General features: G+C 68.9%; 27 protein-coding genes. 4 read left to right on the forward strand and 23 right to left on the reverse strand.

Annotation, left to right across the window (positions count from 1 at the left end):
• Window positions 1-14: 14 nt before the first annotated feature.
• Window positions 15-650: an MFS transporter gene (locus tag AB0H62_RS08005; protein WP_360584862.1), complete on the reverse strand. Its 636-nt coding sequence runs from the start codon at window positions 648-650 to the stop codon at window positions 15-17.
• Between the two features lie 114 nt (window positions 651-764).
• Window positions 765-1,532 (reverse strand): DUF899 family protein, encoded by a 768-nt coding sequence (locus tag AB0H62_RS08010; protein WP_360584864.1) that lies wholly within the window; start codon window positions 1,530-1,532, stop codon window positions 765-767.
• Between the two features lie 136 nt (window positions 1,533-1,668).
• Between AB0H62_RS08010 and AB0H62_RS08015 the strand changes: the two genes are divergently transcribed.
• Window positions 1,669-2,187 (forward strand): helix-turn-helix domain-containing protein, encoded by a 519-nt coding sequence (locus AB0H62_RS08015; protein WP_360584866.1) that lies wholly within the window; start codon window positions 1,669-1,671, stop codon window positions 2,185-2,187.
• Here the strand turns inward: AB0H62_RS08015 and AB0H62_RS08020 are convergent.
• The 8 genes from AB0H62_RS08020 to AB0H62_RS08055 all read right to left on the reverse strand — a co-directional run bounded on the left by AB0H62_RS08020 (window position 2,132) and on the right by AB0H62_RS08055 (window position 10,197).
• On the reverse strand, window positions 2,132-2,902 hold the full coding sequence (locus AB0H62_RS08020) for a hypothetical protein (RefSeq protein ID WP_220242673.1): 771 nt from the start codon (window positions 2,900-2,902) through the stop codon (window positions 2,132-2,134). The genes AB0H62_RS08015 and AB0H62_RS08020 overlap by 56 nt on opposite strands.
• The gene (locus AB0H62_RS08025; protein ID WP_220242674.1) at window positions 2,899-3,942 is read right to left on the reverse strand and encodes an LLM class flavin-dependent oxidoreductase; all 1,044 of its coding nucleotides are present in this window, start codon (window positions 3,940-3,942) and stop codon (window positions 2,899-2,901) included. Before AB0H62_RS08025 ends, AB0H62_RS08020 begins: the two co-directional genes overlap by 4 nt.
• Complete coding sequence (locus AB0H62_RS08030; protein WP_220242675.1) at window positions 3,942-4,445, reverse strand: SRPBCC family protein; 504 nt, start codon at window positions 4,443-4,445, stop codon at window positions 3,942-3,944. Before AB0H62_RS08030 ends, AB0H62_RS08025 begins: the two co-directional genes overlap by 1 nt.
• Window positions 4,446-4,633: 188 nt before the next feature.
• A complete protein-coding gene (locus AB0H62_RS08035) occupies window positions 4,634-5,116 on the reverse strand; it encodes a helix-turn-helix domain-containing protein (protein ID WP_220242676.1) in 483 nt (160 codons plus the stop codon).
• 170 nt (window positions 5,117-5,286) lie between these two features.
• A complete protein-coding gene (locus AB0H62_RS08040; RefSeq protein WP_255638255.1) occupies window positions 5,287-6,687 on the reverse strand; it encodes an MFS transporter in 1,401 nt (466 codons plus the stop codon).
• Window positions 6,684-8,375 carry a long-chain-fatty-acid--CoA ligase gene (locus tag AB0H62_RS08045; RefSeq protein WP_360584869.1) on the reverse strand — a complete coding sequence of 564 codons (1,692 nt, stop codon included), beginning with the start codon at window positions 8,373-8,375 and terminating at the stop codon, window positions 6,684-6,686. Before AB0H62_RS08045 ends, AB0H62_RS08040 begins: the two co-directional genes overlap by 4 nt.
• A gap of 94 nt (window positions 8,376-8,469) precedes the next feature.
• The gene (gene npdG, locus AB0H62_RS08050; RefSeq protein ID WP_220242678.1) at window positions 8,470-9,168 is read right to left on the reverse strand and encodes an NADPH-dependent F420 reductase; all 699 of its coding nucleotides are present in this window, start codon (window positions 9,166-9,168) and stop codon (window positions 8,470-8,472) included.
• Window positions 9,169-9,198: 30 nt separating this feature from the next.
• Window positions 9,199-10,197, reverse strand: coding sequence for an LLM class flavin-dependent oxidoreductase (locus AB0H62_RS08055; RefSeq protein WP_220242679.1), 999 nt, complete (start codon window positions 10,195-10,197; stop codon window positions 9,199-9,201).
• A 273-nt stretch (window positions 10,198-10,470) separates the two neighbouring features.
• Between AB0H62_RS08055 and AB0H62_RS08060 the strand changes: the two genes are divergently transcribed.
• Complete coding sequence (locus tag AB0H62_RS08060; RefSeq protein WP_220242680.1) at window positions 10,471-11,499, forward strand: LLM class F420-dependent oxidoreductase; 1,029 nt, start codon at window positions 10,471-10,473, stop codon at window positions 11,497-11,499.
• A 34-nt stretch (window positions 11,500-11,533) separates the two neighbouring features.
• On the opposite strand, the gene AB0H62_RS08065 is transcribed toward AB0H62_RS08060, so the two are convergent.
• The 12 genes from AB0H62_RS08065 to AB0H62_RS08120 all read right to left on the reverse strand — a co-directional run bounded on the left by AB0H62_RS08065 (window position 11,534) and on the right by AB0H62_RS08120 (window position 24,109).
• A complete protein-coding gene (locus AB0H62_RS08065; protein ID WP_220242681.1) occupies window positions 11,534-12,043 on the reverse strand; it encodes an OsmC family protein in 510 nt (169 codons plus the stop codon).
• 90 nt (window positions 12,044-12,133) lie between these two features.
• Window positions 12,134-14,407, reverse strand: a complete 2,274-nt coding sequence (locus tag AB0H62_RS08070; protein ID WP_360584872.1) for a M4 family metallopeptidase — start codon at window positions 14,405-14,407, stop codon at window positions 12,134-12,136.
• Between the two features lie 278 nt (window positions 14,408-14,685).
• Window positions 14,686-16,119: an MFS transporter gene (locus tag AB0H62_RS08075; protein ID WP_360584874.1), complete on the reverse strand. Its 1,434-nt coding sequence runs from the start codon at window positions 16,117-16,119 to the stop codon at window positions 14,686-14,688.
• Between the two features lie 99 nt (window positions 16,120-16,218).
• Window positions 16,219-16,800: a TetR/AcrR family transcriptional regulator gene (locus AB0H62_RS08080; protein WP_360584876.1), complete on the reverse strand. Its 582-nt coding sequence runs from the start codon at window positions 16,798-16,800 to the stop codon at window positions 16,219-16,221.
• Window positions 16,801-16,928: 128 nt separating this feature from the next.
• Window positions 16,929-17,786 carry an alpha/beta hydrolase gene (locus AB0H62_RS08085; RefSeq protein ID WP_360584878.1) on the reverse strand — a complete coding sequence of 286 codons (858 nt, stop codon included), beginning with the start codon at window positions 17,784-17,786 and terminating at the stop codon, window positions 16,929-16,931.
• Window positions 17,787-17,992: 206 nt separating this feature from the next.
• Entirely contained in the window at window positions 17,993-18,583 is a 591-nt protein-coding gene (locus AB0H62_RS08090) for a CGNR zinc finger domain-containing protein (RefSeq protein WP_360584880.1), read from the reverse strand.
• Window positions 18,580-19,542, reverse strand: coding sequence for an alpha/beta hydrolase (locus AB0H62_RS08095; RefSeq protein WP_360584882.1), 963 nt, complete (start codon window positions 19,540-19,542; stop codon window positions 18,580-18,582). The genes AB0H62_RS08090 and AB0H62_RS08095 overlap by 4 nt, the downstream gene beginning before the upstream one ends.
• Before the next feature lie 27 nt (window positions 19,543-19,569).
• A complete protein-coding gene (locus AB0H62_RS08100) occupies window positions 19,570-20,475 on the reverse strand; it encodes an NmrA family NAD(P)-binding protein (RefSeq protein WP_360584884.1) in 906 nt (301 codons plus the stop codon).
• A 191-nt stretch (window positions 20,476-20,666) separates the two neighbouring features.
• Window positions 20,667-21,434, reverse strand: coding sequence for an SDR family oxidoreductase (locus AB0H62_RS08105; protein ID WP_220242688.1), 768 nt, complete (start codon window positions 21,432-21,434; stop codon window positions 20,667-20,669).
• Between the two features lie 89 nt (window positions 21,435-21,523).
• A complete protein-coding gene (locus AB0H62_RS08110) occupies window positions 21,524-22,432 on the reverse strand; it encodes an MBL fold metallo-hydrolase (RefSeq protein ID WP_220242689.1) in 909 nt (302 codons plus the stop codon).
• Between the two features lie 55 nt (window positions 22,433-22,487).
• Window positions 22,488-23,255, reverse strand: coding sequence for an SDR family oxidoreductase (locus AB0H62_RS08115; protein ID WP_360584887.1), 768 nt, complete (start codon window positions 23,253-23,255; stop codon window positions 22,488-22,490).
• A 266-nt stretch (window positions 23,256-23,521) separates the two neighbouring features.
• Complete coding sequence (locus AB0H62_RS08120; protein ID WP_360584888.1) at window positions 23,522-24,109, reverse strand: TetR family transcriptional regulator; 588 nt, start codon at window positions 24,107-24,109, stop codon at window positions 23,522-23,524.
• Between the two features lie 187 nt (window positions 24,110-24,296).
• Between AB0H62_RS08120 and AB0H62_RS08125 the strand changes: the two genes are divergently transcribed.
• Together AB0H62_RS08125 and AB0H62_RS08130 are read left to right on the forward strand one after the other, a co-directional pair.
• On the forward strand, window positions 24,297-25,304 hold the full coding sequence (locus AB0H62_RS08125) for a zinc-dependent alcohol dehydrogenase family protein (protein ID WP_360584890.1): 1,008 nt from the start codon (window positions 24,297-24,299) through the stop codon (window positions 25,302-25,304).
• A 123-nt stretch (window positions 25,305-25,427) separates the two neighbouring features.
• Window positions 25,428-26,306 carry a patatin-like phospholipase family protein gene (locus tag AB0H62_RS08130; RefSeq protein WP_360584892.1) on the forward strand — a complete coding sequence of 293 codons (879 nt, stop codon included), beginning with the start codon at window positions 25,428-25,430 and terminating at the stop codon, window positions 26,304-26,306.
• A gap of 159 nt (window positions 26,307-26,465) precedes the next feature.
• Here AB0H62_RS08130 and AB0H62_RS08135 read toward each other — a convergent pair whose 3' ends face one another.
• A complete protein-coding gene (locus tag AB0H62_RS08135) occupies window positions 26,466-26,813 on the reverse strand; it encodes a DUF1330 domain-containing protein (RefSeq protein ID WP_220242695.1) in 348 nt (115 codons plus the stop codon).
• Between the last annotated feature and the right edge of the window lie 158 nt (window positions 26,814-26,971).

Genomic DNA, 26,971 nt, shown 5'->3' on the forward strand with positions numbered 1-26,971 from the left:
CGGACCGGTTCTCCTCAGTCCACCACCGCGGGTTCGGGCACTCCGGGCCGGAGCTCTCCGGCGGCCAGCCGGGCGGCGACGCGCGCCGCGTCGCGGCCAGGGCGGATGAAGACGATGGCGAGGACGCCCGAGATCACCAGGAGCACCGCCAGGATCAGCCACGAGGTCTGCAGGCCCGACACCTCGCCCTGGGCCGAGGCGATCCGGCCGGTGAGCGCCGGGGCGATCACGCCGGCCAGCGAGTACACCGCGCCATATGCGCCGAGGACACCGGCGCGCTGGGTGATCGGCGTGATCTCGGCACACACCGTTTGCGACACCGCGAAGATCACCACCGCCAGCACACTGAGGCAGCTGAACACCAGCTTCCCCACCACGCCCGGAACGAGCACGAACGCCGCTGCCGAGGCGCCCGAGACGAGGAGGCACACGCCGGAAACCGTGCCCCGCACGTGCCGGGTCGACACGCCGCGGCGGATCATCGCCTTCATGAGCGCGCCGAGTCCGATGTAGACCACGACGATCGCGAAGCCCTGCTTCACCGCGATGAACGCGCTCGCCTGCCCCAGCGAGAGGCCCAGCGAGTCTTGCAGGTACAGCGGCGCGAACGCCGCGTCCTGCACGGCGCCGGCCGCTCGGCGACCGAACACGTCGAGATCAGCGCCGCCGCGGCGGCGCTGATCTCGGACGAGCTGTGAACCACTGGCTTGCCGAAGCCGTCAAGGGGGCTGCGAGCCGCTTTTACGTCCCCACGGGTGACCGGTCTAGTACTGCAGCGAGGGGTAGGCGGCCAGGTCGCCACGGCCTTCCGGAGTCAGGTCGAGCGCGCCGAAGATCGGCGAGATCGCGTCCACGGCGCTGGAATCGCCGCGGGCGAAGACCTGCTCGCTCGTCCACCGGTGGTGAATGCCGTCCTCGTCCTTGGTGAACACGTGCAGAAGCGGGATCTGCACGCCGTCCGGGGTTTCCGCGTGGTAGTCGCGGTTGAAGGTGTTGTTCTTCGACGACACCGCGCGGATGGTGCGCCAGTGGCGTTCCCGGGCGTAGGCGCCGAGCCGATCGGCGTCGGCCTTGGCCACGACCACGAGGTTGACGCGCTCGGCGAGGTGGAAGGCCGCACCCTCGAGCCCGTCCACGACCGAGGTGCACGACGGGCACGGCTGTTCGACCAGCGGCAGTTCGGCGGTCTTGCCCTCCGCCGCTCCCGCTCGCGGGTCGTCCGCCCAGCGCGGGAACATCATGTTGTAGACGACCAGTGTGTTCCGGTCCGGCTCGAACAGCTCCGAGAACCTCACCGGAGCACCGTCCACTCCGGACTCGAAGACGTAGTTCTCGGCGATGGTTCCGCCCACCGGCAGCGAACGGCGCTGTGCCGAGACCTGCTCGGCCAGCAGCTTGAGCTGCGCCTCGGATTCCAGCAGCCGATCCCGCGCCTCGCGGTATTCGCTCGACTCACCAGGGAATCGGACGCCCGCGTCGCGAAGGATCTCCGACCACTTCGTCATGTCACGCGGACCGCCCACGAGGGCCATGACTGCCGTCCTTTCCGTGGCTCCACGCCCGCTCCACAGGCGCGTCGCCGAGATAGTTCGTTGACCAGACTCTCTGGGGCCATTAGAGCACGACGAGATGGTTCGGTCAACGAACTCTCCCTGCTAGCATGAACGTATGGCTCTCCCCAAGTACTACGCGGCTCAGCAGTGCTCCCTGGCGCGCAGCCTCGAGATCGTCGGCGAACGCTGGACGCTGCTGATCGTGCGCGACGCCTTTTTCGGGGTGCGCCGCTTCGGAGATTTCCTGGCCCACCTGGGCATGTCTCGCGCCGTGCTGACCGAGCGCCTCGAAGGCCTGCTCGAGACCGGCGTACTGGCGGAGACGCCCGGCAGCCACGGTTACCGCGAATACGTCCTGACCGGCAAAGGGGTGGACCTGTGGCCGGTCGTCCGCGACTTGCTCGCCTGGGGCAACGAGCACTGCTCGGAGAACGGCCCGCGCCGGGTGTTCCGGCACGTGCCGGATTCCGGACTCCTCGCGCCGGACGGGTCGTGCACGGCGTGCGGCCGGACGGTCGCCCCAGCCGACCTCGTCGTCGTTCCCGGCCCCGGCTACGACGATCACGCCGACGACTTCGTCAGCGAAGCGCTCTCCGAAGCGCACCGCTTGCTGGAGCCCCTCCGCACTCGGTGATTCCGGCCGCACATTCGCACGGCCCGCCGGAGGTGACCCGGCCCGGCAACCGGGTCTCCAGGTCGAAGACGGCGTCGTCGTGGTCGGACGTCGCCGGGTCGAGGATCCAGATGTTGTTGTCGTAGGGGTGGAAGCCGAGGGAGGCCCAGATTCTGCGGGCGCGGCAGGGCACCCGGCCGCGGGTGTTCACGGACGGCGCCACGGCGATCAGGCGGGGCTCGGCACACAGCCATTGCAGCAGCCGGCTCGTGAGGAGCCTGCCGACGCCGCCGGAACCGCGCCACGCCGGCGCGAGCACCACGTGTCCGATGAGGACGACGTGGCTGCCCGACGCCGTGATCGACCCGTCGAGCGCTTCGGAGAGCCGGCCGTACCCTGAACCGTCCGGCTCGCCGAAGAGCACGCCGAACGCGGTGAAGCCGCGGTGGGAGCCCAGTTCGCCGACGACGTCGCCCGCGTTCTGGAGGTCGACGAGGAGCCCGCCTGCTTCGAAGAACGTGCCTGTCACGCTGCCGTCGGCCGCGCGGCACTCCGACAGGAACGCCCCCTCGGCATCAGCCCGGTCCGCCAACGCGATCGTCACGCTCGCCTCGCCCGACCACACCGCCACACCGGAGCTGCTCAACGTGTCACCGGTCAGGGACGTGGTCGTGCCGACGGTCATCCGCGCGCGGCCGAGCAGATCGGCGAGGCCGGGCGGTGAGCTCGGGGTCACGAGAGGTTGCGGGCGAGGTCGATGGCCCGGCCGAGATTGTCCAGCTTCTCCGCAACGGTCGCGCCCGCCGGATAGAACCGCACAGTCGTGATACCGCGGTCCCGCCAGGCGGTGAGCCGCTCCCGCACCATGTGCTCGGTGCCGATCAGCGTGGTCGAGAAGATCATGTCGTCGGTGATCAGGGCGGTGGCATCCGCGTGCCGCCCCGCCTGCCAGAGCTCCCGGACCTCGGCTGCGATTTCCGACCAGCCTTGACGGCTGTACGCGCTGTTGTAGAAGTTCGTGGTGGCCGAGCCCATGCCGCCGAGGCTGAAGGCGAGATCCTTCTTGCGCGTCGCGGCGACTGCGGCGAGCTGTCCTTCGTCCTCGACGAAGTGCACCTCGGCTCCCTGGCAGAGATCGATTTCGGCGAGCGTCCGCCCTCCGCGCGCAGCCCCGGCGCTCAGCGCGTCGAGGTAGGCGGAAGCACCTTCGGGCACGAAGCTGCTGCCCAGCCAGCCGTCCGCGATCTCACCGGCCAGCTCCAGCATCTTCGGCATCAACGCTGCGACGTAGATCGGAATGTCCGGGTTCGCCGGCAGCGAGGTGCGCATCGGAACCCCCTCGCCGCCTGCACGCGGCACGGAAAAGACTTCTCCGCTGTGCTTGATCTTGACGCCGGCGAACACCTGCCGGACGATGTCGATCGTTTCCCGCATCCGGCGCAGCGGCCGGTCGAACGGCACCCCGTGCATGCCCTCCACGACCTGCGGGCCCGAGCTTCCCAGGCCGAGCACGAACCGGCCGCCGGACAGGTCCGCGAGCGTCATCGCCGTCATCGCGATGAGCGTCGGGGTGCGCGTCGCCAGCTGGATCGTGCCGCTGCCGAGGGTCATGCGGTTGGTCCGCGCCGCCAGGTACCCGAGCGGCGAGGGCGCGTCCGAACCCCAGGCCTCCGAGATCCAGCAGACGTCGAGGCCGAGCTTTTCCGCCTCCACGGCCAGCGTGACGTTGTCCTGCCACGAACCGACCAGCGCTTCGATCGTCGTCGCCGTGCGCATCAGCGCGCTCCCTCCGCCAGCTCCTTGATGAGGCGCAGGTTCGACTCCAGCCCGGCCTGGAATTCCCCGATCCGGTTGGCGACGATCTTCTCCTCCTTGTGCGGCAGACGGTCGATCGCGTGGTTGAGGCCGGATCGGCCCGGGCCCATCTGCCCCCACTGGCTCAGCTCGGTGCCCACCGCGCACGGTTCGACGGAGAAACCCCAGACCGACGACGGTCGCACGTCCTGGCCGGCGTTGACCTCCCACGTGAACGCGGAGTTCGGCTTGAACTCGATCACCGTCGAAGTCGATTCCCACTCGCCCAGCGCTTCGTGGAAGCTGCGCCCGCGGAACCTCGTGCCGACGCCGGGTTCGCCCGCACCGTCGAGCCAGGTCACTTCCAGCAGCTCTTCACTGAGTTTCACCATCAGGTGGATGTCGCTGACAAGAGCCCAGACCGCTTCGGTGGTGGCGTTGATTTGGACAGTGGCCCGGGCAGTCGGAAGATCGGCATACATCATCGGAGCCGCTCCTTGATCGAATTGTCAATGAGTTCTATTATAGAACTTACAAGCTGCGTCCACAATGCAGCGAAACCCGCCGAGTTTCTGCGACTTCTCTTCGCTCGTACCAATCCGCTCCGCAAAAAGGGCCCGCCATCGCGTGTCGCGATGGCGGGCCCCGGGCCGGGGTTCGTGGTGAGCCCGGATCAGGAGGCGAATCGCCTCCCCTTCTGCCGGACGTACGGGGCATCGCGCCCTTCGACGGTCCGCCCGGTGAACGGCTCGCCGCAGTGCGAGCACGTCTCGACCGCGTGGGCGTCGTGGCCGCACGTGGTGTGGTGCAGCAGCACCGGGGGCCCGTCGGGGCCGGTCGCCCACGCATCGCCCCAGTTCAGCAGCGCCATGATGATCGGGAACAGGTCCTTGCCCTTGCGGGTGAGGTGGTACTCGTACCGAGGCGGGTTCTCCTGGTACGCCCGCTTCTCGACCACGCCGTTGCGGATCAGTCCTTCGAGGCGCTCGGTGAGGATGTTCCGGGAGATGCCCAGATCTTCCTGCAGCTCCTCGAACCGGTTGTGCCCTTTGAACCCGAACAGGTCGCGGACGATGAGCAACGTCCACCACTCGCCGACGACCTCGAGCGTCTGGGCGATCGAACAGTCGAAATCAGCAAAGCTCTTCCTGCGCATGATGCAACTATACCTCGGACGAGACCAGTACTGAAGGGTGTAAAAATCGCTGTGCTCGGGGCGTGAATGCGTGCACTGTCAGCGCTTCCGCCGCCCGTGGCCCACAGGTGCTCACGGATGAGCATTCGATCAAAGAACTGTCGCTCCCGAGCTTTCGCGGGAATTCATGATCAGCCCGAGCCGTAGCCCGCCGACGGTGCCGGGACCTCCCGGCCCGGGTCACCGGCTTTTGTGGTCCGAGCATCACCCTGACCCGACCACGAAGGCCGCAGGGCGAGCAACGCCCCGATCGTGATGAAGCCCATCACGATCACGTAGCCGGCCACCGAAGCCGAGGTCCCGGTGGACGCCAGCAGCGAGGTCATGACGAGTGGTGCGAATCCGCCGCCGACGACGTTCGACAACTGGTACCCGAGCGAAGCGCCGCTGTAGCGCACCGCCACCGGGAACAGTTCCGAGAACAGCGCCGCGGTCGGTCCGTACATCACGCCGTTGATGAACATCGCGACAGCGATCGCGACACCCACGACCGGCGGCGAGGCGGAGTCGAGCAGCGCGAAATAGGGGAAAGCCCAGAGGATCGTCCCGACCGCGCCGACGAGGAACACCGGGCGCCGGCCAACCCGGTCGCTCAGCCTCGACGCGATCACGATCGACACGGCCATCGCGGCGGCGCCGATCATGATCGACACCAGCATCGTGTTCCGGGAGATCTTCAGAGCCTGTGTGGCGTAGGCCAGCGTGCCGGTCGTGTAGACGTAGAACGACCCGCCCACGACCAGGAAAACGCCGATGGTGACGACGATGCGCCGGGGATGTTCCCTGATCACCTGCAGCACCGGTGACCGGTGCGCTTCACCGCGTCGCTTCGCCGCACGGCGGAAGGCGGGCGTGTCGTCGATCCTCATCTGCACCAGCAGCGCCACGACGACGAGCGCGCCGCCGAGGAGGAAGGGAACCCGCCAGCCCCAGGCGAAGAAGGCGTCCGCGCTGGTGGCACCCGCGGCCACGAAGAACGCGGCGCTGGACACGATCAGCCCGAGCGGCAGCCCGAGCTGGGCCCATGCTCCGTAGGCGCCGCGCTTTCCGCGTGGTGCGTACTCGGTGGCGAGCAGGACCGCGCCACCCCATTGGCCGCCGAGCGCCAGCCCCTGGCAGATCCGCAGGACGAGCAGGGCCGCCGGCGCGGCGATGCCGATCGCGGCGAACCCGGGAAGCAAGCCGATGGCGAAGGTCGCCGCCGCCATCAGCGCCAGCGCGATGACCAGCGCCTTCTTGCGGCCGTGCCGGTCGCCGAGGTGGCCGAACAGTGCGCCGCCCACCGGGCGCGCCACGAACCCCACCGCGATCGTCGCGAACGAGGACAGCGTCGCCGCCAGCGGGCTGAACGACGCGCTGAAGAAGACCCGCGGGAAGACGAGCGCCGCCGCGGTGGTGTACAGGAAGAAGTCGTACCACTCGGTCGATTGGCCGAGCAGGGTCGCGATCCGCACTCGTCTCAGCTCGGCGGGACTGATCGCCGGTTCGTCCGGCGGGGAGCCCGAGGGAAAGCGGGCGTTGTTCGAGTTCAAGACAGGCCTCCGGTTGTTTGTTGACGCGCGGTCGCGATCGGTTCGGTGCCCCGGAACGGCGCCGGGGCGGGGCCCGGCACGTGCTCGATCCGCAACTCCCCCGATGCCGCGACTGCGCGAAGTCGCTTCTTGTCGATCTTGCCGACGCTGGTGCGGGGCAGCGTTTCCGCCAGTACCCACCGTTCGGGCAACCACCAACGGGGCACCGACGCCGCCAGGTGGCCCCGCAGATCGGCCATCGACGCGGTGGCGGTCTCGCACAGGACGACGACCGCGAGCGGACGTTCCTCCCAGCGCGGGTCGGGCACGCCGATCACCGCGGACTCGACCACGTCCGGGTGCGCGTCGAGCTGGTTCTCCAGCGCCACCGAGGAAATCCACTCGCCTCCGGACTTGACGACATCCTTCGACCGGTCGGTGATCCGGAAATACCCGCGGCGATCAAGCGCACCGAGGTCGCCGGTGCGCAGCCAGCCGTCGGCGCTGAAGCGGTCCTCACTCGTGCCGCCGACGTACGACCCGGTGACCCACGGCCCGCGCATCTCCAGTTCGCCGACAGACTCGCCGTCGCGAGGGAGGACGTTGCCGAACTCGTCCACGGCGCGCATCTCGACGCCGGGCAGCAACCGGCCTGACCAGTCGCGCCAAGGCTTCGCGGGATCGGCCAGGTCACGCGCCGCCGGGAGCGAAATCCCGCCCCACGGGCTGACCTCGGTCATCCCCCAGCCCTGGAAGAGATGCGTGCCGTGCACCCGCTCGTAGTAGTCGATGAGAGCGGGAGCCACCGACGAGCCGGCGCACACGATGGAGTCCAAAGAGGACAGGTCCACCGGGTGCGCTTCCGCGTAGACCTTGACCTGTGCCCAGATGAGCGGAATCGAAACCGCCAGTGTCGGCTTCGCCGCGGCGGTCAGCGCCGTGATCGCCGCGGCACTCACGTCCCGGCCCGGGAGCACGATCCCCGCGCCGGTGAGCAGGGCCGCGTGAGGCAAGCCCCAGCCGTTGACGTGGAACATCGGGGTGATCTGCAGGATCCGGTCCCGGTCGGAAAGTGCGAACGCGGCGCCGGAGCTGATGGCGAGCGCGTGCAGCCAGATCGAGCGGTGGCTGTAGACGACGCCCTTCGGCAGTCCCGTCGTCCCGGTCGTGTAGCAGACCGCGGCCGGCGCGCGCTCGTCCAGCTCGGGCCAGCTGTCGGGGGCCGTGACGCTCGCGAGAAGGTCGCGGTAACCCACTTGTTCTCCCCGATCCTCGCCGACCACGACCAGCGTGTGCACCGAGGGAAGCTGCGGGAGCAACGCGGTGAGACGGGGCAACAGATCGTCGTCCACGATGATCACGCCGTCCTCGGCGTCACCGATCACGTAGACGAGCTGCTCGTCCGAAAGGCGCGAGTTGATCAGGTGTAGGACGGCACCCATCGCCGGCACGCCGTAGAAGGCTTCGAGATGGGGCTGGTGGTTGCAACAGAAGGTGCCGACCCGGTCGCCGGGCCGAACGCCGAGGCCGCGCAGAGCGGTTGCCAGCCGGGCCGCGTTCCCGGCGACGGTACTGAAGTCCGTTTCCCGGACCACCCGCCCCGCGGAGCCGCTGACGACCGGGCTGTCGGGGTGTACGTCATTGCCGTGACGCAGCATGGCCGCCATGGTCAGCGGGAAATCCTGCATCGTGCTCATGAGCTCGCTCATGGCCCGAGTACCTCCACTTCGTTGTGCGAGGTTGGGGTTCGGCTGTGCCACCTGTGCCGCAGCCGAGTTGTCCTGGTGTGCCGGCGCGGCCGGCTCAGGCGATGTCCACGTCCTGGTCCATCTCGGGGAGGTTGACCCCGACCAGCCGTACCCCGGCCTGGGTGCGGTACCGCTTGTTGACGCTGATCAACGTGGCGGTGAGGGGCTCGAGCTGACGGGCCAGCCGCAGCGGGCCGGCGACGACTCCGGGCTTGCCCGTGACGGCGGCGCACAGTTCGCCCGCGACGTCGAGCGCGTGCTCGTCGTCGCCGACCATCAGCACGTCCTCGTCCGTGAGGTCCTCCTTGGCGCTCCACAGCGTCACCGCGGACAGGTGGTGGAACGCGCCCACCACCCGGGCCGCCGGCACGAGCAGCTGCAGCTCCTCCGCGGCACTGCCGTCCGGTACGTCCAGCCCGAACGGGCCGCGCCGATCGAAGCCGAGCGGGTTGCAGCAGCTGACGATGACTTTGCCGGCCAGGGAACCGGCGAGCGACCGCACCAGGTCGGCGTGACCGCGGTACGGGACGGCGAGGATGACGACCTGCGAACCCGCCGCCGCTTCCCGGTTTTCCGCCCACGTAACGGGTTCCGTGCCCGAGAGCCGCTCGTTGACCGCCCGGGCGCCCTGCTCGGCGCGCGCCACGTCACGCGAACCGATCACCACCCGGCGACCCGACCGCGCCAGCCGGTAGGCGAGTCCTCTGCCCTGCGGTCCGGTGCCACCGATGATGGCGATGCGCTCTTCTTCCACCCGTTCCTCCTGTTGGCTCTGAACCGGCGATCACAGATCTGCGATCGCGGGGATGACGCTGTCGCCGATCCGGCGCATGGAATCGAGAATCAGCCCGTGATCGCCGACGATGTGGCGAACCAGTACCGTTTCGAATCCGATCTTGCGGTAGAACCCCAGTCGTTTCACGACGGTTTCCGCCGACCCGACGAGTGAGGTGTCCCGTTCGCGGCCGAATCCGCGATATCCGGCCGCCACGACCGGTTCGACCGCCTCCCACGCCTTCTCGTCCGTTTCCGCGACGAAGATGTCGCGGCGCAGGACCGCCTTGGGCACGCGGCCGTGTTCCGAACAGAGCCGGCTGTAGAGCTCGAGCTGTTTCTCCAGTTCCTCCGGCGGCGTTCCGGGGGCCGTTTCCCAGGCGTCGCCGAGCCGTCCCGCCCGTTCGACGGCCTTGCCCGCCATGGCCGCCACCCAGATTTCCGCCGGGGTGCTCGGGATCGGGTTGATCTGCAGGTCGTCGAACTGGAAGAACTCGCCGTCGTGGCTGAACCGCTCCCCGGCCAGGAGCCGGCGGACGACAGTGATGAACTCTTCGCTGCGCCGGCCGCGGGAACCCTTGGCGATCTTGAACCCGTCGAACTGCTCGCTCACGTCACCGTTGCCGACGATCAGCGTCAGCGGTTCCGGCGCGAACGCCGCGAGCGTGCCCACCTGCTCCGCGGCCAGCACGGGGTGGTGGAAGGGCGCGAGGTAGAGCAGGCCGACGGGCATGTCACCGGTGACGGCGAGCATGCGCGCCAGCGTGGGGGTGGGCGCGAAAGCGTTCGCGTACGACGAGGCGTGGCTGTCGCCGACCATCAGGAAGCCGAAGTTCCACTCGGCGGCGGTCTTCGCGATCTCGAGCAGTTGCCGGGCCTGGAGCCTGACGTCGGTGACGCCCAGCGGGATGTCGCTGAACTCTCCGCGGTCGACGACGATTTCGTGGTACTTGCGCAGGGATTCATCGGACGCGGCGAAGATGAAGCGAAGTGAAGTTCCGAGCTTCATTCACGTTCCTTCCGGTGGGGGCGGCGGTGCCCTCCGGCGCGAGGGGAGTGGGCTCACGCATGAGGATGGAGTGCGTTTCGTCATAGAACTCTAACCTCGGCCAGCGCGCGGAAGCAAGCGTCGCCGAGCGAGGATTTTTCAATCGATCTTGCAGGTCACAGGGTTCCGTCATCGAACGCTCTGTGGTTTCATCAAGCAACGCTTTGGGGACTTTGCTGGTGAAGGTTCGCCGCAATTGGCCGAAAAAGATCAATTACCGTCGAGGAGGATGGCGTGCGCCTGGGTTGGGACATGGGCTATTGGAGTTCGGCACCGCATCCGTTCCTCGAGGAAAGCTCACGGGAAGCCGAACGGCTGGGCCTGCATTCGATCTGGGCCGCCGAGTCCTACGGCTCGGACAGCATGACGCCACTGGCGTGGGTGGGTTCGCGAACGACCAGACCGGCGTTGGGTACCGCGTGCACGCAAATGGCGGCGCGTACGCCCACCGCGACCGCGATGGCCGCGATGACCATGGATCACCTGTCCGATGGCCGCTTCATTCTCGGGCTCGGGTCAAGCGGGCCGCAGGTGGTCGAGGGCTGGTACGGGCAGCAGTACCGCAGGCCGTTGCAGATGACGAGAGAGTACGTCGAGATCGTGCGGAAGGTGATCGCGCGGGAAGGCCCGGTCGAGTTCCACGGGGAGCACTTCACGATTCCCGCGGCGGGCGGCACCGGTTTCGGGAAGCCGCTGCGGGCCAACATCCGGCCGCGGCGGCCCGAGATCCCGATCTTCCTCGGTGCCCAGGGCCCGAAGAACGTCGCGCTCGCCGCCGAGATCGCGGACGGCTGGCTCTCGATGTTCTTCGGCCCCAAGCTCGACGCGTACTACCGCGCGGCACTCGGCGAGGGCTTCAGCCGTCCGGGCGCGCGCCACACCGCCGAATCGTTCACCGTAGTCGCCAACGTCAACGTGCGCGTCGACGACGACGTGGAGCACGCGGCGGACAGCCTGCGCCCGCTGCTGGCGCTCTACATCGGCGGCATGGGCGCGGCCGAGGTGAACTTCCACCGCAACATGTTCACGCGGCTGGGCTATGAGGCCGAATGCGAGAAGATCACCCAGCTGTACCTGGACGGCCACCGGGCTGAGGCGATCGCCGCGGTCAGCACCCGGATGGTGGAGGAAGTCGCCTTGATCGGCCCCCCGCACAAGATCCGCCACGACCTCCAGGCCTGGGAGACGACCGTCGTCGACGTCATCAGCGCGAACATGGCGGACCCTGCGACGCTGCGGACTCTCGCCGAGCTGATGGCCTGATCCCGGAGCCGGACAACTGTCGCGTTAGGACGGTTCAGTTCGCCGCGAGCGAGACGGCGAACTCCGGCGGTGTCCGCAGCGACTGGAACACGACGCAGTAGCGTTCGGTCAGCTTCTTCAGCGTCGCGAGCTGGTCGGGGTCGGCGTCGGTGTCGAGGTCGAACGACAGCCGGATCGCGCGGAAGCCGACTGGGGCGTCCTTCGCGACGGCCAGCGTGCCGCGGAAGTCGAGGTCGCCCTCGGCCCGGACGCGGCCGCCGCGCACTTCGAGGCCCAGCGACGTCGCCACTGCCCGCAGCGTCACCCCGGCGCACGCGACGAGCGCTTCGAGCAGCATGTCACCGGAGCAGGCGAGGGTGCCGTCGCCGCCGGTCGCCGGGTGCAGCCCGGCCTCGACGATCGCGCGGCCGGTCTCGACCTTGCAGGAGATGCCGAGGCCGTCCAGTTCGGCGTCGGCGTGCAGAGTGACGAGCGCGCTCTCCGGTTCGTCGCGGTACTTGTCCTTCAACGGGGCCTGGGTCGCGCGCAGCGCTTCGGAGTCCATGCGCTCGATTGTGCCTGCGTTTGCCGGAAAGCGAAAAGGCGGGGAGCCGGACTCCGGTCTCCCCGCCTTCTCAGTGCGGATTCAGGTGCGTCAGCTCAGCGTCACCGCGGCGTCGTCGATCACGAACGACGTCTGCAGCGAGCTGTCCTCGGTGCCGGTGAACTTCAGCGCCAGGGTGCCGCCGGCGGCCGACGAGACGTCGATCGTCCGGAGGGTGTATCCCGAGGCCTTGTTCAGGTTGGAGAAGCTGCCCAGCGTCGCGCTGCCGTTGGTGACGGTCAGCTTGTCGTAGGCGGTCGTGGTGGTCGTTTCCGCGGAGTCGATGTGCAGGTAGAACGTCAGCGTGGCGTGGCACCCGGCCGGGATGGCCACCGACTGCGCGATCGACTCGGTGTGCGTGCTGCCGTACCCGTCCAGCCAGGTGCTGTAGCTTCCGCCGTGCGCGGCCTGGCCCTGCGAGGCCCACTGGCCGATGGCGCCGGTGGTGCCGGTCCAGCTGCCGATGCCCGACTCGAAGCCGCCGTTGACGAGCTTCTGGCCGGAGCAGCCGCCGGTGGTTCCGACGGTCCAGGTGAACGACGCCGTGCCGGTCTTGCCGGCCGAGTCCCTCGCCGTCACCGTGACGTTCGAGGTGCCCGCGGTGGTCGCGGTGCCCGAGATCGTGCCGGTGGAGGTGCTGATCGACAGGCCGGCCGGCAGGCCGGTGGCCGACCAGGTGTACGGAGTGGCGCCGCCCGAAGCCGACAGCGGCAGGTTCACTGCGGAGCCCGTCGTGGTCGACTGGTTGCCGGGGCTGGACACGGTGACGGTGCCGGTCGCCGAACACGTCGGGTCGGCCGACTGCGCCGGCACGGAGATCGCGTCCCACGCCGCCTTGACGGTGTTGAACTCGGCGCAGCTGCCCGGGAACAGGTTCTTCGCCGCGGTCAGAGTCCAGGTGCGGTACTTCAGGTACGAGCTACCCGAGGTCTTGAGCAGCATCGCGTTGTAGAAGATCTTCACCGCGGTCTGGACACCGAGACCGGTGACCGTGGAGTTGTTGCACGTCGTGCTGGTCGGTTGCCCGTTGGTCGGGTTGGTTCCTTCGGCCAGCAGGTAGAACCAGTGGTTGCCCGGGCCGGCGGCCGCGTGCACCTCGCCGCCCGGGACCGAGCTGTCGTAACAGTTCTTGTCGCCCAGCGCCGACGGGTTGTACATGTTGCGGATCGGGCCGGAGCCGACCAGGTTGACCTGCTCGCCGACGAGGAAGTCCGGTTTGTCATACGGCGCCGGCTCGTTCGCGAACCACTCGGTCGAAGCACCGAAGACGTCCGCGACGAACTCCTGGGTGCCCGCGCCCGAGATGCCGCCCGGTGTGTGGTCGTCGATGCCGTGGCCGTGCTCGTGCGCGACGACGTCGATCGAGCCGATCCACTGGTTCTGCGTGTTGTGGCCGACCTGGACCTGGGTGCCGTCGTAGTAGGCTTGCTCGTCGTTCAGGCCGACGCGGATCGGCCAGCCGCCGCCGTTGCCGTCGAAGCCGTTGCGGCCCAGCCACTGCGAGAGCATCTTGTTCTCGGTCTGGGCGGCGAACAGCGCGTCGACGCAGCCGGTCTCGCGGCTGGTGGCGGTGCCGGTGCCCCAGGTGTCGTCCGGACCGCTGAAGGTGGTGTTGGAGGCCGCGTCCTGGCAGGACGTGTTGGTGATGGCCGGGTCCTTCATCGTGTAAGTGCTGCCCGAGTGCGTGGTGTCGAGGTGCACCGGGTTCGGGCCGTTCCACGCGCTGGTGCCGTCACCGTTCATGACGTGCTCCTGCGTGTGGAGCACCTTCCCGGTGGCCGCGTCGACGATGACGTCGAGCCGGCTCGGGCCCTCGGCGTCGCGTCCGACGGCCGTGCTCTTCCACGCCAGCTTCGGCGAGCCGAGCGCGTAAACGACTTGCTGGGCCGCGCTCACACTGTCCACGGAGGACAGCTGCTGCCGGGCAGTCGCCTCGGCCGCGGTCTTGGTGACGGCCGGAACGGACGTCGCGACGTTGATGGTCTGGTCCTGCGCGGCCGAGGTGGCCAGCACCTGGCCCGTCGAATCGGTCGCGACGACGAAGTCACCACCCACCACAGGCAGGCCCTTGTAGGTGCGCTCGTACGGGATGTACTGCAGTCCGTTGGTCGAGGAGATTGCCTTCTGCTGCACGAAAACATCGTCCGCGCTGGCGTGCAACGCGGCCGGACGGCTCGCGACGAGACCGGCGGCGGCGTTCACCGCCATGGCTTGGGCGTTGGGTACCGCGTTCGGGGTGGTTTGCGCCTGCGCTGTACCGGGGATACACAACGCGCCGACAAGTACGCCGGTCGTGGCCAAGACGGCATAACGTCTCAGTTCCATAATTCCTCCGGGCAGGGTGAACCAGGCCCGGTTCGAGGCCGGGCCGTGGTCAGGGGAACGGGAAGTGGCGCTGCGCAACGGAAAACAGAATCCGGCGCCCGAGCCTCGCGAACAAGCTACTAACGTACGGTCTTACTGATACTTCACCCTGTTGCCCATAGCGGACACAAATAATTAAGATTACATTTCGGGCTCGCTCAGTCCACCGAGGACACTCGATCCGAGTGGCACCCGTTCGCCGGTTGACCCCAGCCCCGGCGCGTTCCGGAAGCCGGCGATCAGGTCGCCGAGCGTGTGCCGGTTCTCCGGGAAACCCGTGCGTAGATCGGGATCGCGATGCCGACGACAAGGGAGATGGCGGCGCAGATGGTGACGGGGGTCGCCCATGAGTGCAGCAGTGCTTGTGGTGACGACGGGTCGACTGTCGAGGTCACGACCGCGACGCCGAGGCCGGAGCCGAGGTAGCGGGCGGTGTTGTTGACGCCGCTGCCCATGCTCGCGTGGTGAGCGGGGACGGTGGCGACCGCTTGGGCGCCGAGCGAGGCGTTGAGCAGACCGGTTCCGATCCCGGCGATCGCGAAGCCGGGAGCCAGGCGCAGCAGCGTGGCGTGGTCGTGCAGAGGTGCGAGGGTCGCCAGGCCGGCGCCGATGATGATCAGCCCCGCGGCGAGTTGGGTTTCCGGCGTGACGCGCCCGCGAAGGTGCCGCGCGACCAGCGAGACGAGCACGCTCAGACCGGACCAGATCACCAGCGGAACGGAGCCGGCCAGCGAGGAGCCGTGCAGTCCTTGCTCGACCAGGGTCGGAGTGTAGGAGGTCAGTGAGATCACGCCGAACCCCGCGGTGAACGCGGCGACGGTGACCGTGACGAACTGCCAGTTGGTGAACAGCCGGATGTTCACCAAGGGGAATTCCGTGCGGCGTTCGTGAAAGACGAAGGCGGCCACGATGAGCACCCCCGCGGCCAGGAACGCGAGGACCGTCGGTTGCAGCCAGCCTGTTCGGCCGAGGACCAGCCCGGCCAGCACAGCGCTCGGGCCGGCGATCAGGGCCGCCGCACCGACATAGTCGATTCGCCCGCCGGCCGCGGCGGGGCCGGCGGGGTTGGCCGGCAGCGCCCGGAAGAAGGCGATCAAGCCGGCACTGAGGAGGCCGACGAGGAGGTAAGGGCTGCGCCAGCCGGCCGCCGGTTCCAGGAGCGCTGCGAGCAGGGGCCCGATGAGGATGCCGACACCGAGGCTTGCTCCCCAGAGGCCGGTGGCTCGCGTGCGCCGGTGTCCGGGCGAAGTGACTTGGGCGATCAGTCCCAGGCTCGTCGCCACCAGGGCCGCGGCGCCGAGTCCCTGACCGATGCGAGCGATGGTGAACAGGGTCGGGCTGGGCACACCGGCCCCGGCGAACAGGAAAAGTGCTTGGACCGCGGCTCCGATGACGAAGACGGTCCGGCGTCCCAGCCGGTCGGCCAGCGCACCGCCGACGAGCAGGCCCGCGCCGAGTCCGATGCTGGCGGCGCTGAGCATCCACGTGCGCCCCATCACGCTCGCGCCCATGGTGTTCGCCAGCGTCACCAACGTGCTCATCGGCAACGTGAACATGACCATCGCCAACACGGTGGCAACGCACGCCAACGCGACGGTCGGCCCCTCCGCCCGAGGCCGTTCCCGGGGCGCCGCAGCCGCTGCCCGCGGCGCCGCGTGCTTCTCGACCTCCACTGTTCTCCCGCCCTCTGTCCGAAATATGTCGCTCGTCAGATTTTGCTCAGCGCCCGTGTCGCGCCCCGAGAACGCCTGCCGTCACAACGGCCGCGAACGCTAGGGCGCGCCTGCGGCGAGGGCCCGCTCGACGAGCACACTCCGCACGGCGTCGAACGGCTCCGGACTGCGCAGCGCCCGCGAGGTGATCTCCGCACCCTGGACCGCCGCGATCACGGCATGGGCGAGCCCCACCGCAGCCGTGTCACCCAGGCCGAACACCACGAACTGGACCGCGATCGCCTCGACGATCTCGGTGAACCCGAGACGGCACGCCTCACCGAGCTCCTCGGAAGCCTCGCCGACCTCGGTCACCAGCGGCGCGATGGCGCAACCACGCCCGTAACCGCTGGCGATCATGCCGTCGCGCGCCCGATCCATGTACCCGCCGACCAAGTCGGCGGCCGAGGTCGCGGCGCCGGCCAGCCGACGGATCTCCGCAAGCTGCTCGCCCGCGTGCACCCCGGCCGTCTCGGCAGCGATCTGCTGCTTGCCCTGGGGAAAGTGGTAATACAACGAACCCCGCGGCGCGGCACTGCGCTGCACCACCTCGGCGAGCGACATGGCGCGGTAACCCCGCTCCCGGATGATCTCCCGAGCGGCGCCGATCATCCGCTGCCTGGTGCCGGGCCCCTGACTCACGACGCCATTCCCCCACTCAGGCATGTATGACGACCGACATAATATCTCTCCGCAGAGTGCCCGTCGGCAACCACGGTGTCAAGGCGGCCCCTCCCTCGGGCGAGCCGAGGCCGCGAGCTGATCAAGGCTCAACCGAGGAACTTGCGCAGGTGTGCCACCACCTCTTCGGGCTGTTCCTCCGGCAGGAAGTGGCCGCAGTTCTCGAGGCCGGCGCCGGTGACGTTGTCCGCGTAGTCGCGCCAAATGTCGAGCGTCGGGAATTTGCCGAGGAGGCCGGCCAAGCCCCACAGGGCGAGCACGGGCTGCGTGAGGCGCTTGCCCGCCGCGTAATCGGCGTCGTCGAGGTCAGCGTCGTCCGGGAAGGCCGCGCGGCAGTCGTCGAAACCGGCGCGCAGGGCGCCCGGGGCGGAGAACGCGCGCACGTACTCGTCGACGTCTTCTGCTGCCAGGCCCTGGCGTTGGAACGTCCAGCGTTCGAAGAAGTAGCCGAGGTACGCGGCGATGTTGCTGCCCGCCAGCAGCTCCGGCAGGTCGGGCTGCAAATGGAAGAACCAGTGCCAGTAACCCTCCTTTGCAATGACGGAATCCATCCGCCGCCACATTTCCCGCGTCGGCGCGATGTCGAGCACGGCCAGGCGCTCGACCTGGTCCGGGCGATCCAAAGCCCAGCGGTGCCCGACCCGGCCGCCGCGGTCGTGCCCGACGACGGCCACCCGGTCGAAGCCGAGCTGCTCGGCCAGCTGCGCGAGGTCGGCGGCCATCGTGCGCTTGTCGTAGCCGCCGCGGGGTTTGTCGGTTCGCCCGTATCCGCGCAGGTCGGGCGCGATCAGGGTGTGGGTTTCGGCGAGCGGGCCCGCCACGCGGTGCCAGCAGTGCGACGTCTGTGGCCAGCCGTGCAGGAGGAAAATGGGCGGGCCGTCGCCGCCACACTGGTAGTGCATTCGCAGGTCGCCGACCTGGGCCATCGAAGATTCTAACCGGCTCATGGGGTTAGACCTTACGGGATACGGTTGACCGATGACAAGGGTCGGAATTGTCACCGTGGAATGGTTTTTCGAGGGCGGGCGAAGAAACCGTCAGGGCGTGTCCGAAAAATGTCTTCACTGGTTTCAGCATGCCTCCGAATGGTGTCGTGAACGCGTGGCGACGCCAGTGTCCACTGTGGTCGGAAAACCCGCCGTGAGCACCGCGGTCACCGGCGTGGCCGCGCAACGCCGGCCCGGGCGGCGGCGCGCGCCCGGGAGGCGCGCAGGTTGATGGCGTTGCCGCAGGCGCGGACGTCGTGCCAGACCGCGCTGTTGTTGCGCGACCGGTCGTAGAACACGGCCAGGCAGATCGGGCTGCGACAGGTCTTCACCCGCCGCCACTCGTCCAGCAGCTGCGCCCGGTGGACCTCCAGCAGCACCGCACCCGCGACGACCTGCCACCCGGTGCCCGCAGGCTCGAGCACCAGCCGGCCGCCGGCTTCCCACCCGGCGACGACACGCAGCTCGGCCGGCAACGGTTCGCCCCCGGCCCCGGCCACAGCCACGAGCTGGTCGCGGAACGCTCGGAGCTCCTCGACGTCGGCGGCCCTGAGCCGAACACCACGGCCGCGGCCACCGCCGGCGACCGCCCACTCCGCGATCGCCGCGCTCGCCCACTCCTGAGCCGAGCGGACCGACGACAAGAGGTCACCCGAGGTCCCCTGCGGGCTGCGACGGGTGTTGAGCAGATCCTGGACGAGGGCGAGCCCGCCCGGCGCCGGCGCAAGACCGTAGCGCTCGTTCCCGCGCCACCTCATGGCAGCCGCGCAGAAGCCGGCAGCGCCAAGGCCGACGCTCGCCGCAGTGCGTCGACCAGATCGGCCGTCATTCGGCGGGACACCGCGGCGCCGGCGACGAACGTCGATCCGTGGAACGTGCCCGGGTACAAGTGCAGTTCCACCGGCACGTTCGCCTGCGCGAGCCGGCGCGCGTAGTCCAGCGCCTCGTCCCGAAACGGGTCGAACTGGCTCGCCGTGACGTACGCCGGCGGCAGCCGGGTCAGGTCGGTGGCACGCGCGGGTGCGGCGTACGACGACACGCGCGGACCGCCGGCCTCGTCGCCCAGGTAGGCGGCCCAGCTCTGCTTGGCGTTGCCGCGGTGCCAGACCGGAGTGTCCACGCAGGTCCACATCGACTCGGTGGCGAGCCGGTCGTCGAGCTCCGGGGTGCCGAGCGCCTGGAACGCGAGTGCCGGGCCGCCGCAGTCGCGGGCCAGCAGCGCGACGGCTGCCGCGAGCCCGCCGCCGGCGTTCTGCCCGGACACGGCGATCCACGCCGGGTCCACCCCGAGGTCTTCCGTTTCCGCCAGCCACAGCAGCGCCGCGTAGCAGTCGAGGAGCGCGGCGGGATGCGGGTGCTCGGGCGCGAGCCGGTAGTCGACGGAGACGACCACCGCGCCCACCGACTCGGCGATCGCCGCCGCACCGGCGTGTTCGGTGTGCAGGCCACCGGTGACGAAGCCACCGGAGTGCATGTGCAGAACCGCCGGCAGGCACCCGCTCCCCTGCCGCGGCCGGTACACGCGGACCGGCACCGACGGCGCGCCGTGGCGGCCGGGCACTTCGCGATCTTCGACGGTCAGCCCGGCCAGATCCGGTTCCGGGCACTGCGCCGACAGGGAACGCTCGGTCTCACGAGCCTTCCGGGGATCGCCGAGGTCGATCTCCGGGATCCCCGGCAGCCAGGGCGCCAGCTCCGGATCCACCGCGTAGGACAAGGAAAACTCCTCGGTTGGGCCCGCGCGTCAGGCGGCGGGGACGAAGCGTGGTCCGCTGGTCTGGAAGTCGGCGCGCTTCGCACGGACGAACTCTTCGACAGAAAGCGGGGGCCGGCCGCCGATCTTCTCGATGACGTCGTTCGTCCCGGAGAACACGCCGTTGAGGTAGTCGAGCGCGACGCTGCGCAGGTGCTGGACGAGGTGCGGGTCGTGACCGCGCTCGAGCATCGACGCGGAGAACTCCTCGACGCCGATGGGCTCGTAGTGCACCGGGTGGCCGAGCTCGCGGGCCATGGCCCCGGCGATGTCGTGGTGGTTCATCTCGACCGGGCCGTGCAACGGGTAGATCGCGCGGTCGTGCTGCTCGGGTTCGACCAGGAGAGCCGCGATCACCCGGGACTGGTCGGCCGAGGCGATCGGCGCGTGCCGGCCCTCGCCGAACGGGAGCCGCAGGTAACCCTCGCCGTCGCGCATCTCCCACGACACCGTGAGCCACTCGGCGAAGAACGTCGGCCGGATGTGCGTGGTGAGCAGATCGGTCCGATCCAGCAGGCGCTCGCACAGCCAGTGCTGCCGGGCGGCGTTGCTGCCGGCCTCGCGACGGGCCGAGATCTGCGACATGTTGACCACCGAGCGCACCCCGGCCTCGGTCGCCGCCTGCGCGAAGATCACCGTCGACTCCACCAGGCCCGGCAGGATCGGGTGACAGAAGTACGCGCCGGTCACCCCTTGCAACGCGGTCGTCATGCCGTCGAGGTCGTGCAGGTCGGCCACGACCACCTCGGCACCGGCCTCCGCCAGCGCACGAGAGCGCTCGTCCTCCCGGTGCACCATCGCGCGGGCGCGATGGCCGCGCTCGAGGAGCAGCTTGATCGCCCCTCCCCCCGTCCTGCCGGTCGCCCCGGTCACCAGGAACAGCCTGTCGTCGGACATGTGAACACCTTTCGTAGAGCCGAAAATCGTGATCTGGGAGAAGTGCGGTACTCAGCCTGCAGCGGCACGGCGAACCCGGCGCCTCAGTCGCGAGGGCATGCTCAGCCACGACGACAGGAGCTCCGAAACAATCGAGTACGTGCTCACCGACAGGGACAAGCGCCGGGCGGGTGCGCCGCTCAGGCGGACGGTCACCAGTCGATCTCGCGCATCAGGAAGGGCTTGTCCTCCGGCGCCGACTTGCGCGCTTCAAGGACCTGCTTGGCCGGCACGCCGGCCGGCACGCGAAGCGCGGGTTCGGCTTGCTCGATCGTGTCGGCGACCGTGACCGCCACCGCCTCCTGGGTGACGGCCTCACCGCGGAGAACGGCCAGCGCCCCCAGCAGCGGCGTGTACGGATCACCGTCCGGCAGGGACACCTTGGCCGGCTCGCCGCTGCCCGAGGAAACTACGCCGGGCTGCACGATGCTCACCTTGATCCCGAAGTGACCGGTCTCGATCGCCAGGGTTTCGGCAAGCGCCTCCAGTGCCCACTTCGTCGCACCGTACGGACCGACCAACGGCAGCACCATGCGCCCTTGGATGCTCGAGACGAACACGAGCCGCCCCGCTCCCCGCGCTCGCATGGCCGGCAGAACTCCCTGCGCCACGCGCAGCGCCCCGAGGGTGTTGAGCTGGAAGAGCCGCTCCACGTCGTCGAGCGGAACGCTCTCCAGCGGCACGCGAACGGTCGCGCCGGCATTGCTCATCAGGACGTCGACTTCACCGGCGTCGCGGATCGCCGCGTCGACGCTGTCCTGATCGGTGACGTCGAGGCGCAGCCGCTGGTCCACCGGCAGGTCTGCGAGCGCCTCCGGACGACGCGCGGTGGCGATCACGCGGTGGCCGCGACCGGCCAGCTCGATCGCGATGGCATGGCCGATGCCCCTGGACGCACCGGTGATGAGGACGGACGACATCGTGATTCTCCTTGTTCCTTAATGAGGTTCGCCGCGCGATTGTGACCACAGTGGACGCGAAGGTGAGGCGACAGGAACGGCATCGGCCCTCAGACGGTCGTCCAGGAGTCGATCCGGAACGCGCCGCCGGCGGCACTGATCCGCGCGCCCCGGCCACCGGGGAAATGACCGCCGAACACGGGTGCGGAGTGCTCCACCGCCCAGCCGAGCATCCGGATCCGCGATTGCGCGGCAGCCTCGGCATCGGCGTCGAGCGCGTTGCGCTGCTTCGGGTCGAGGATCTGCATGGGATGGTGCACGAGATCGCCGGCGAGCAGCGCGTGGTCACCACCCGAAGAGATCGTGACGGCGGCCGCGCCCGCCGAATGCCCCGGAACGGCGACGAGCCGGAGGGCATCGTCGATCACGTGTTCTTCGCCGTCCCACAACTGCGTTTCGGCGTGCTCCACGACGGGCGCGACGCTGTCGAGGAACGCGGACACATATCCGAGCGGGTCCGGCGCATCCCCGCTCTTCGCCATGCCCGACAACAGGTCGAAGTCGGCTTTCGGCAGCAGGTGCGTCGCGTTGGGGAAGGTCGGGCGCCACTCCTCGCTCTCCAGGGTGGTGTTCCACCCGATGTGGTCGGGGTGCAGGTGTGTGCACACCACCACGTCCACGTCCTCCGGCCGCACGCCGAGCGCGGCGAGGTTGGCGAGGTAGCCGGTGTCGAGATGGTCGAACGGCGGTACGCCCGGGCGCGGCTTCCCGTTGCCGATCCCGGTGTCGACCAGAATGGTCCGGCCGCCGCTGCGCACGAGGAAGCTCTGCGAGCACAGCCAGGCGTCCTCGGACTCTGCCGACCAGAAGACCGGCTCGAGCCAGCCCTTCTCCGCCTCCCACTCCGCGCGCCCGGAGTCCGGCAGGAGCTCCGGCCGGGAGAACAAGTGATCGCTCCACTCGGAGACGCGGGTGACTTCGACGTCGCCGAAGGCGGCCGAGGTGGTCTTGTCGGTCATGGGATTTCCTTCCCACTGTGATGGCGGACGGACGCGGGCCGGACCAGCCGACGCTTCACCAGTTGATGTCGTAGGGGAAGAAGACCTCGTCCTCGGGCGCGGTCTTGCGGGCGGCCAGGACCTTGGTCGCGGTCGCACCGGCCGGCACGCGCAGCGGCGGGTTCTCCTGCTCGATCGCGTCGGCCACGACCGTGGCCACTTCCTCAGGCGTCACAACGTCGCCGCGGGTCTTGACCAGCTCGTCGAACAGCGGACCGTACGGGTCGTCGTCGGCCCGGTAGACCTTGGCCTTCGCGCCGCCGTTCGTCGCCACCACACCCGGCTGGACCAAGCTGACCTTCACCCCGAAATGGCCGGCCTCGATGGCCAGCACCTCGGCCATGGCCTCCACCGCCCACTTGCTCATCCCGTACGGGCCGATGATCGGCAGCACCATCCGGCCCTGGATGCTGGACAGGAACACCAGGTGGCCGGAGCCACGTTCGCGCATGCCGGGCAGCGCGGCCTGGACGACGCGCAGCGCTCCCAGCGTGTTCAGGTCGAACAGCCGGGCGACCTCGGCCACCGGGACGCTCTCCAGCGGGGCCCGCATGGTCTCGCCGGCGTTGTTGATCACGACGTCGATCTCGCCCGCAGCGGCGATCGCAGCGTCCACACTGGACTGATCGGTCACGTCCAGCCGGAGGCGCTGGGCGGTCGGCAGGTCGGCCAGGCTGTCCGGATTGCGGGCCGTGCCGATGACACGGTGACCACGCTTTGCGAGCTCCAGCGTCATGGCGCGACCGATTCCCTGCGAAGCGCCGGTGATGAGGATCGAAGACATGTCTGGAATCTCCAGTTCGCTGATGGGCTGGTGAGGTTTGCGGTGGTGGACGACACGTCGCAGCGAGTACGCCGTTCGACCAGGACCCATCCACGTCAGGCAGCCATTTATGTCTGACCGATCCGACGTGGACTCGGCCGGACCGGCGAGACACCCTTCCGGTCCTCCGATGGCGGCGTGCGCCAACACCAGTGAGGCTAGCACGTATATATACCGACCGACATAATTGAAGCGCCTTGTTCGGGTGATTCACCTAACTCGCGGTGTCAGTCGCGGACTGCGGTGAGAGCGCGGGCTCGGGCGACCACGGTGTCGCGGATCGCGTTGAACGGCTCGGGGCTGCGCAGTGCGCGCGAGGTCACCATCGCTCCCTCGACACCCGCCACAGTCGCGTGCGACAGCTCCCGGGCGTCGGCAGCCTCAGCGCCGAGCACCACAAGCTGGAGCGCGAGGGTCTCGGTCATGAGGACGAAGGCCCGCCGGCTGGCGGCGCCGAGTTCTTCCGAGGTCTCCCCGACCTCGAGCACCAGTGGCGCGATGGTGCAACCGCGCCCATAACCGCTGGTCAGCATGCCTTCACGGGCCAGCTCGACGTACGCCCGGACCAAGTCCTCGGCCGACGAAGCCTCGCCGGCGAGCTGGTTGATCAGGTCGACCTGCTCGCGGGTGTGCGCTTCGGCCGCTTCGGCGGCCATCTGAACCTTGCCTTGGGGAAAGTGGTAGTAGACCGATCCGCGGGGGGACGCACTGCGCTCGACCACGTCGGACAGCGCCATGGAGTGGTAGCCGTGTTCGCGGATGAGCTGGCGAGCGGCCCCGATCATGCGCCGCTTGGTGTCTGACCGTCTGACCATGCCGCGAGTGTACCGCGGTTGCCTGTATGACGCCCGACATATATAGTCGCTCTCAGTGTTATGCCGGTCGACATAACCCGGCCGCCCACAGGCGATCCCGTCCGGAGCCGTTGCTCGCCATCCCCCGGACTGCACTCGCGTCGGCCAGTCAAATCCGAATGAGCCCAGTTTCACGAGGAGTCACACCATGAGCCGTGCCGTCCGCTTCCACCAGATCGGCGGTCCTGAAGTACTGCAGATCGAAGACGTGCCCGAGGCGAAGCCGGGAGCCGGCGAGGTCCTGATCGACGCCCGCGCTTGGGGGCTCAACCGAGCGGATTCGCTGTTCCGCCAGGGACTTTACAGTGTCGCCCCGGTCGTCCCGGCCGGCCTCGGATTCGAGGTCGCAGGGCTGATCGCGGCCGTCGGCGACGGAGTCGGCGAGTTTCACCTCGGCCAAGCCGTCAGCGTATTGCCCGGCTTCAACCTGCTCGACTACCCGATGCACGGTGAAGCGGTTCTCGCACCCGTCCACGCCGTCGTGGCCCACCCCGAAGAGCTCTCCTTCGAGCAGGCGGCCTCGACGTGGATGCAGTACATCACCGCCTACGGCGGCCTGGTGGAGATCGCGAACACGCGACCCGGGGACACCGTGGTGATCTCAGCCGCGTCCAGCAGCGTCGGTCTCGCGGCCATTCAGATCGCCCGACGGGCGGGCGCGAAAGCCGTCGCACTGACCCGTACCGGCGCAAAGCGGCAACAACTGCTGGACGCCGGAGCCGACGTGGTGATCGCCACCGCCGAGGAGGACGTCGTCGCGCGCATTCGAGAGCTGACCGAAGAGCGGGGCGCGAGGGTCATCTTCGACCCGGTCGGCGGCGCCACCCTCGCGACCTTGATCGAGGCCGCCGCCCAGGACGCGGTCCTCGTCATCTACGGCGTGCTCGACTTCACCCCGGCAACCGTGAACGTGATGGACGTGCTGCTCAAGCGGCTCACCATTCGTGGTTTCGGAGTCGCGGAGCTCGCGTCGGACAGCCTGCGCCTGGCCCCCGCGGTGGACTACGTCCGGAAGGGCATCGTCGACGGCGACCTCGTCCCCGTCATCGACAAGGTGTTCCCGCTGGAGGACTACGCCGACGCGCACCGTCACCTGGAGCGCAATGACCAGGTCGGCAAGATCGTTGTCTCCGTCGACGCCCACACAGCCGGCTGACCGGACAATCGCCCCGTGGCGTCAGTGTGGTTCTGTCCGAAGTGGACCTGGCCTGCGTCCGCCAGGTCCACTTCGGCACCGTGCAAAACGAACACCGCGCACAAACGAAAGGTTCTTCCTCGAATGAACGAAAGTCGACAACCGGGTTCTTCTCCGAGGAGAGCATTGGTACTGGGTGGCGGAGGACTCGTTGGCGCATCGTGGGAGGCAGCCCTGCTTCTTGCCCTCGGCGCGGCAGGATTCTCGGCAGCCGATGCTGATGTCGTCCTGGGGACGTCGGCCGGCTCGATCGTCGGCGCTTGGCTGACGATGCGCCCGGAAGGCCTCGCCGGGCTGCCCGACCGGATGCGCGCACGAGCGGCCTGGCACGCCGACCGCGCGGCGAACGGTCGCAGCGACCGCGAGAAGCTGACGCGCCTCATGACCAAGAGGTCCGATGCCGGCGCACCTTCGATGTTGGCCATGGCCCGGGCCGCGGTCGAAGCGGAGCCGCCGCTTTCCGCCGGCGAGGCCGAAGAACTGTGGAAATTGGGCGCGCCCGAGGGCTCGTGGCCGCGAAACCTGGTGATGGCGGCGGTGAACGTCAGCACCGGCGCGGCACACGGGTGGTCGGCCGACGACCACCTCCCGGTAGCAGTCGGCATCGCGTGCTCCACCGCGGCGCCGGGCGTCGCACCGGCCGTCGACGTGGCCGGTTCCGTCTGGGTCGACGGCGGTGTGCGCTCCGCCACCAACGCCGACCTGATCGTCGATGCGGACGACCCGCTCCGCAGCGGGGGCAAGGTGCTGATCGTGGCGTGCAGGCCGGCGGACGACATCGCGCGCGAGAAGTCCATTCTCACCGAGCACGGCTACGACGTGCGAGTTCTCGTCTCCGATCCCTACTACCGGAAGTCCACTGATCTGCTCGACTCACACTTCATCGACGCAGCCACGCAGGCCGGCACACAGCAGGGTCGCGAGGCCGCCGAAGATCTCGAGAAATGGTGGAACGAAGACTAAGTCTCCTCCTCGACAAGCCGCGCGGAGTCCACTTCGGACGCCCCCGACAAACGGCGAAATCGCGTACGTCGCAACGATCGCGGCGTCCGCGAATGCCGGGCGAGCACTCCAGCCCACGGTGTCCGAAGTGGACTTCGGGGCCGATTCAGGGGGCGGGAGTCACGCCTGGGGCCGCAGCAGCGGGCGCAGGTCGTCCAGCCGGTCGAACAGGTGCCAGACGTAGGAGGACGAACCGTTCTCCCGGTGCGGGTGCAGATCGGCCAGCGCCGGGTCGGCGCGGTAACTTTCGAACGCCGCGCGCGACTCCCACTCCACGACGATCATGACCTTGCGCGGCTCGATGTCCCCGGTGACCGACTCCCGGAACTGTCCCAATGCGACAACGCGGCCGCCGTGTGCGGCGACCTCTTTCGGCGATCGCCGAGAGTAGGCCAGGTACTCCTCGCGATCGGCGATGTCGAACAGATTCAGCGCGTAGACCGGTCCTCCGTCGTGCGGCTGCGCCATGTGTGCTCCTCGGGTCGAGTCGGTGGTGTCCGGATGGGGAAGCCGGCGGCTGTCGTGGTGTCTTTCTACCCGGCCTGGCTTTCGCCGCCACCGTAAGCCTGCGCGCGCTCGGGTTCACGGGCGCTTGTGCGCCGGATCACGGAGCGAGCCGCACTTCC

The organism is Amycolatopsis sp. NPDC050768, from assembly GCF_040654155.1.
Classification (GTDB): Bacteria; Actinomycetota; Actinomycetes; order Mycobacteriales; family Pseudonocardiaceae; genus Amycolatopsis.

What these genes read in the sequence shown, in the direction of transcription:
- AB0H62_RS08010 (WP_360584864.1), bottom strand. Translation starts at nt 1,532, where the DNA reads ATGGCCCTCGTGGGCGGTCCGCGTGACATGACGAAGTGGTCGGAGATC.
- AB0H62_RS08015 (WP_360584866.1), top strand. Translation starts at nt 1,669, where the DNA reads ATGGCTCTCCCCAAGTACTACGCGGCTCAGCAGTGCTCCCTGGCGCGC.
- AB0H62_RS08025 (WP_220242674.1), bottom strand. Translation starts at nt 3,942, where the DNA reads ATGCGCACGGCGACGACGATCGAAGCGCTGGTCGGTTCGTGGCAGGAC.
- AB0H62_RS08030 (WP_220242675.1), bottom strand. Translation starts at nt 4,445, where the DNA reads ATGATGTATGCCGATCTTCCGACTGCCCGGGCCACTGTCCAAATCAAC.
- AB0H62_RS08035 (WP_220242676.1), bottom strand. Translation starts at nt 5,116, where the DNA reads ATGCGCAGGAAGAGCTTTGCTGATTTCGACTGTTCGATCGCCCAGACG.
- AB0H62_RS08045 (WP_360584869.1), bottom strand. Translation starts at nt 8,375, where the DNA reads ATGAGCGAGCTCATGAGCACGATGCAGGATTTCCCGCTGACCATGGCG.
- AB0H62_RS08055 (WP_220242679.1), bottom strand. Translation starts at nt 10,197, where the DNA reads ATGAAGCTCGGAACTTCACTTCGCTTCATCTTCGCCGCGTCCGATGAA.
- AB0H62_RS08065 (WP_220242681.1), bottom strand. Translation starts at nt 12,043, where the DNA reads ATGGACTCCGAAGCGCTGCGCGCGACCCAGGCCCCGTTGAAGGACAAG.
- AB0H62_RS08070 (WP_360584872.1), bottom strand. Translation starts at nt 14,407, where the DNA reads ATGGAACTGAGACGTTATGCCGTCTTGGCCACGACCGGCGTACTTGTC.
- AB0H62_RS08085 (WP_360584878.1), bottom strand. Translation starts at nt 17,786, where the DNA reads ATGAGCCGGTTAGAATCTTCGATGGCCCAGGTCGGCGACCTGCGAATG.
- AB0H62_RS08090 (WP_360584880.1), bottom strand. Translation starts at nt 18,583, where the DNA reads ATGAGGTGGCGCGGGAACGAGCGCTACGGTCTTGCGCCGGCGCCGGGC.
- AB0H62_RS08100 (WP_360584884.1), bottom strand. Translation starts at nt 20,475, where the DNA reads ATGTCCGACGACAGGCTGTTCCTGGTGACCGGGGCGACCGGCAGGACG.
- AB0H62_RS08105 (WP_220242688.1), bottom strand. Translation starts at nt 21,434, where the DNA reads ATGTCGTCCGTCCTCATCACCGGTGCGTCCAGGGGCATCGGCCATGCC.
- AB0H62_RS08110 (WP_220242689.1), bottom strand. Translation starts at nt 22,432, where the DNA reads ATGACCGACAAGACCACCTCGGCCGCCTTCGGCGACGTCGAAGTCACC.
- AB0H62_RS08115 (WP_360584887.1), bottom strand. Translation starts at nt 23,255, where the DNA reads ATGTCTTCGATCCTCATCACCGGCGCTTCGCAGGGAATCGGTCGCGCC.
- AB0H62_RS08120 (WP_360584888.1), bottom strand. Translation starts at nt 24,109, where the DNA reads ATGGTCAGACGGTCAGACACCAAGCGGCGCATGATCGGGGCCGCTCGC.
- AB0H62_RS08125 (WP_360584890.1), top strand. Translation starts at nt 24,297, where the DNA reads ATGAGCCGTGCCGTCCGCTTCCACCAGATCGGCGGTCCTGAAGTACTG.
- AB0H62_RS08130 (WP_360584892.1), top strand. Translation starts at nt 25,428, where the DNA reads ATGAACGAAAGTCGACAACCGGGTTCTTCTCCGAGGAGAGCATTGGTA.
- AB0H62_RS08135 (WP_220242695.1), bottom strand. Translation starts at nt 26,813, where the DNA reads ATGGCGCAGCCGCACGACGGAGGACCGGTCTACGCGCTGAATCTGTTC.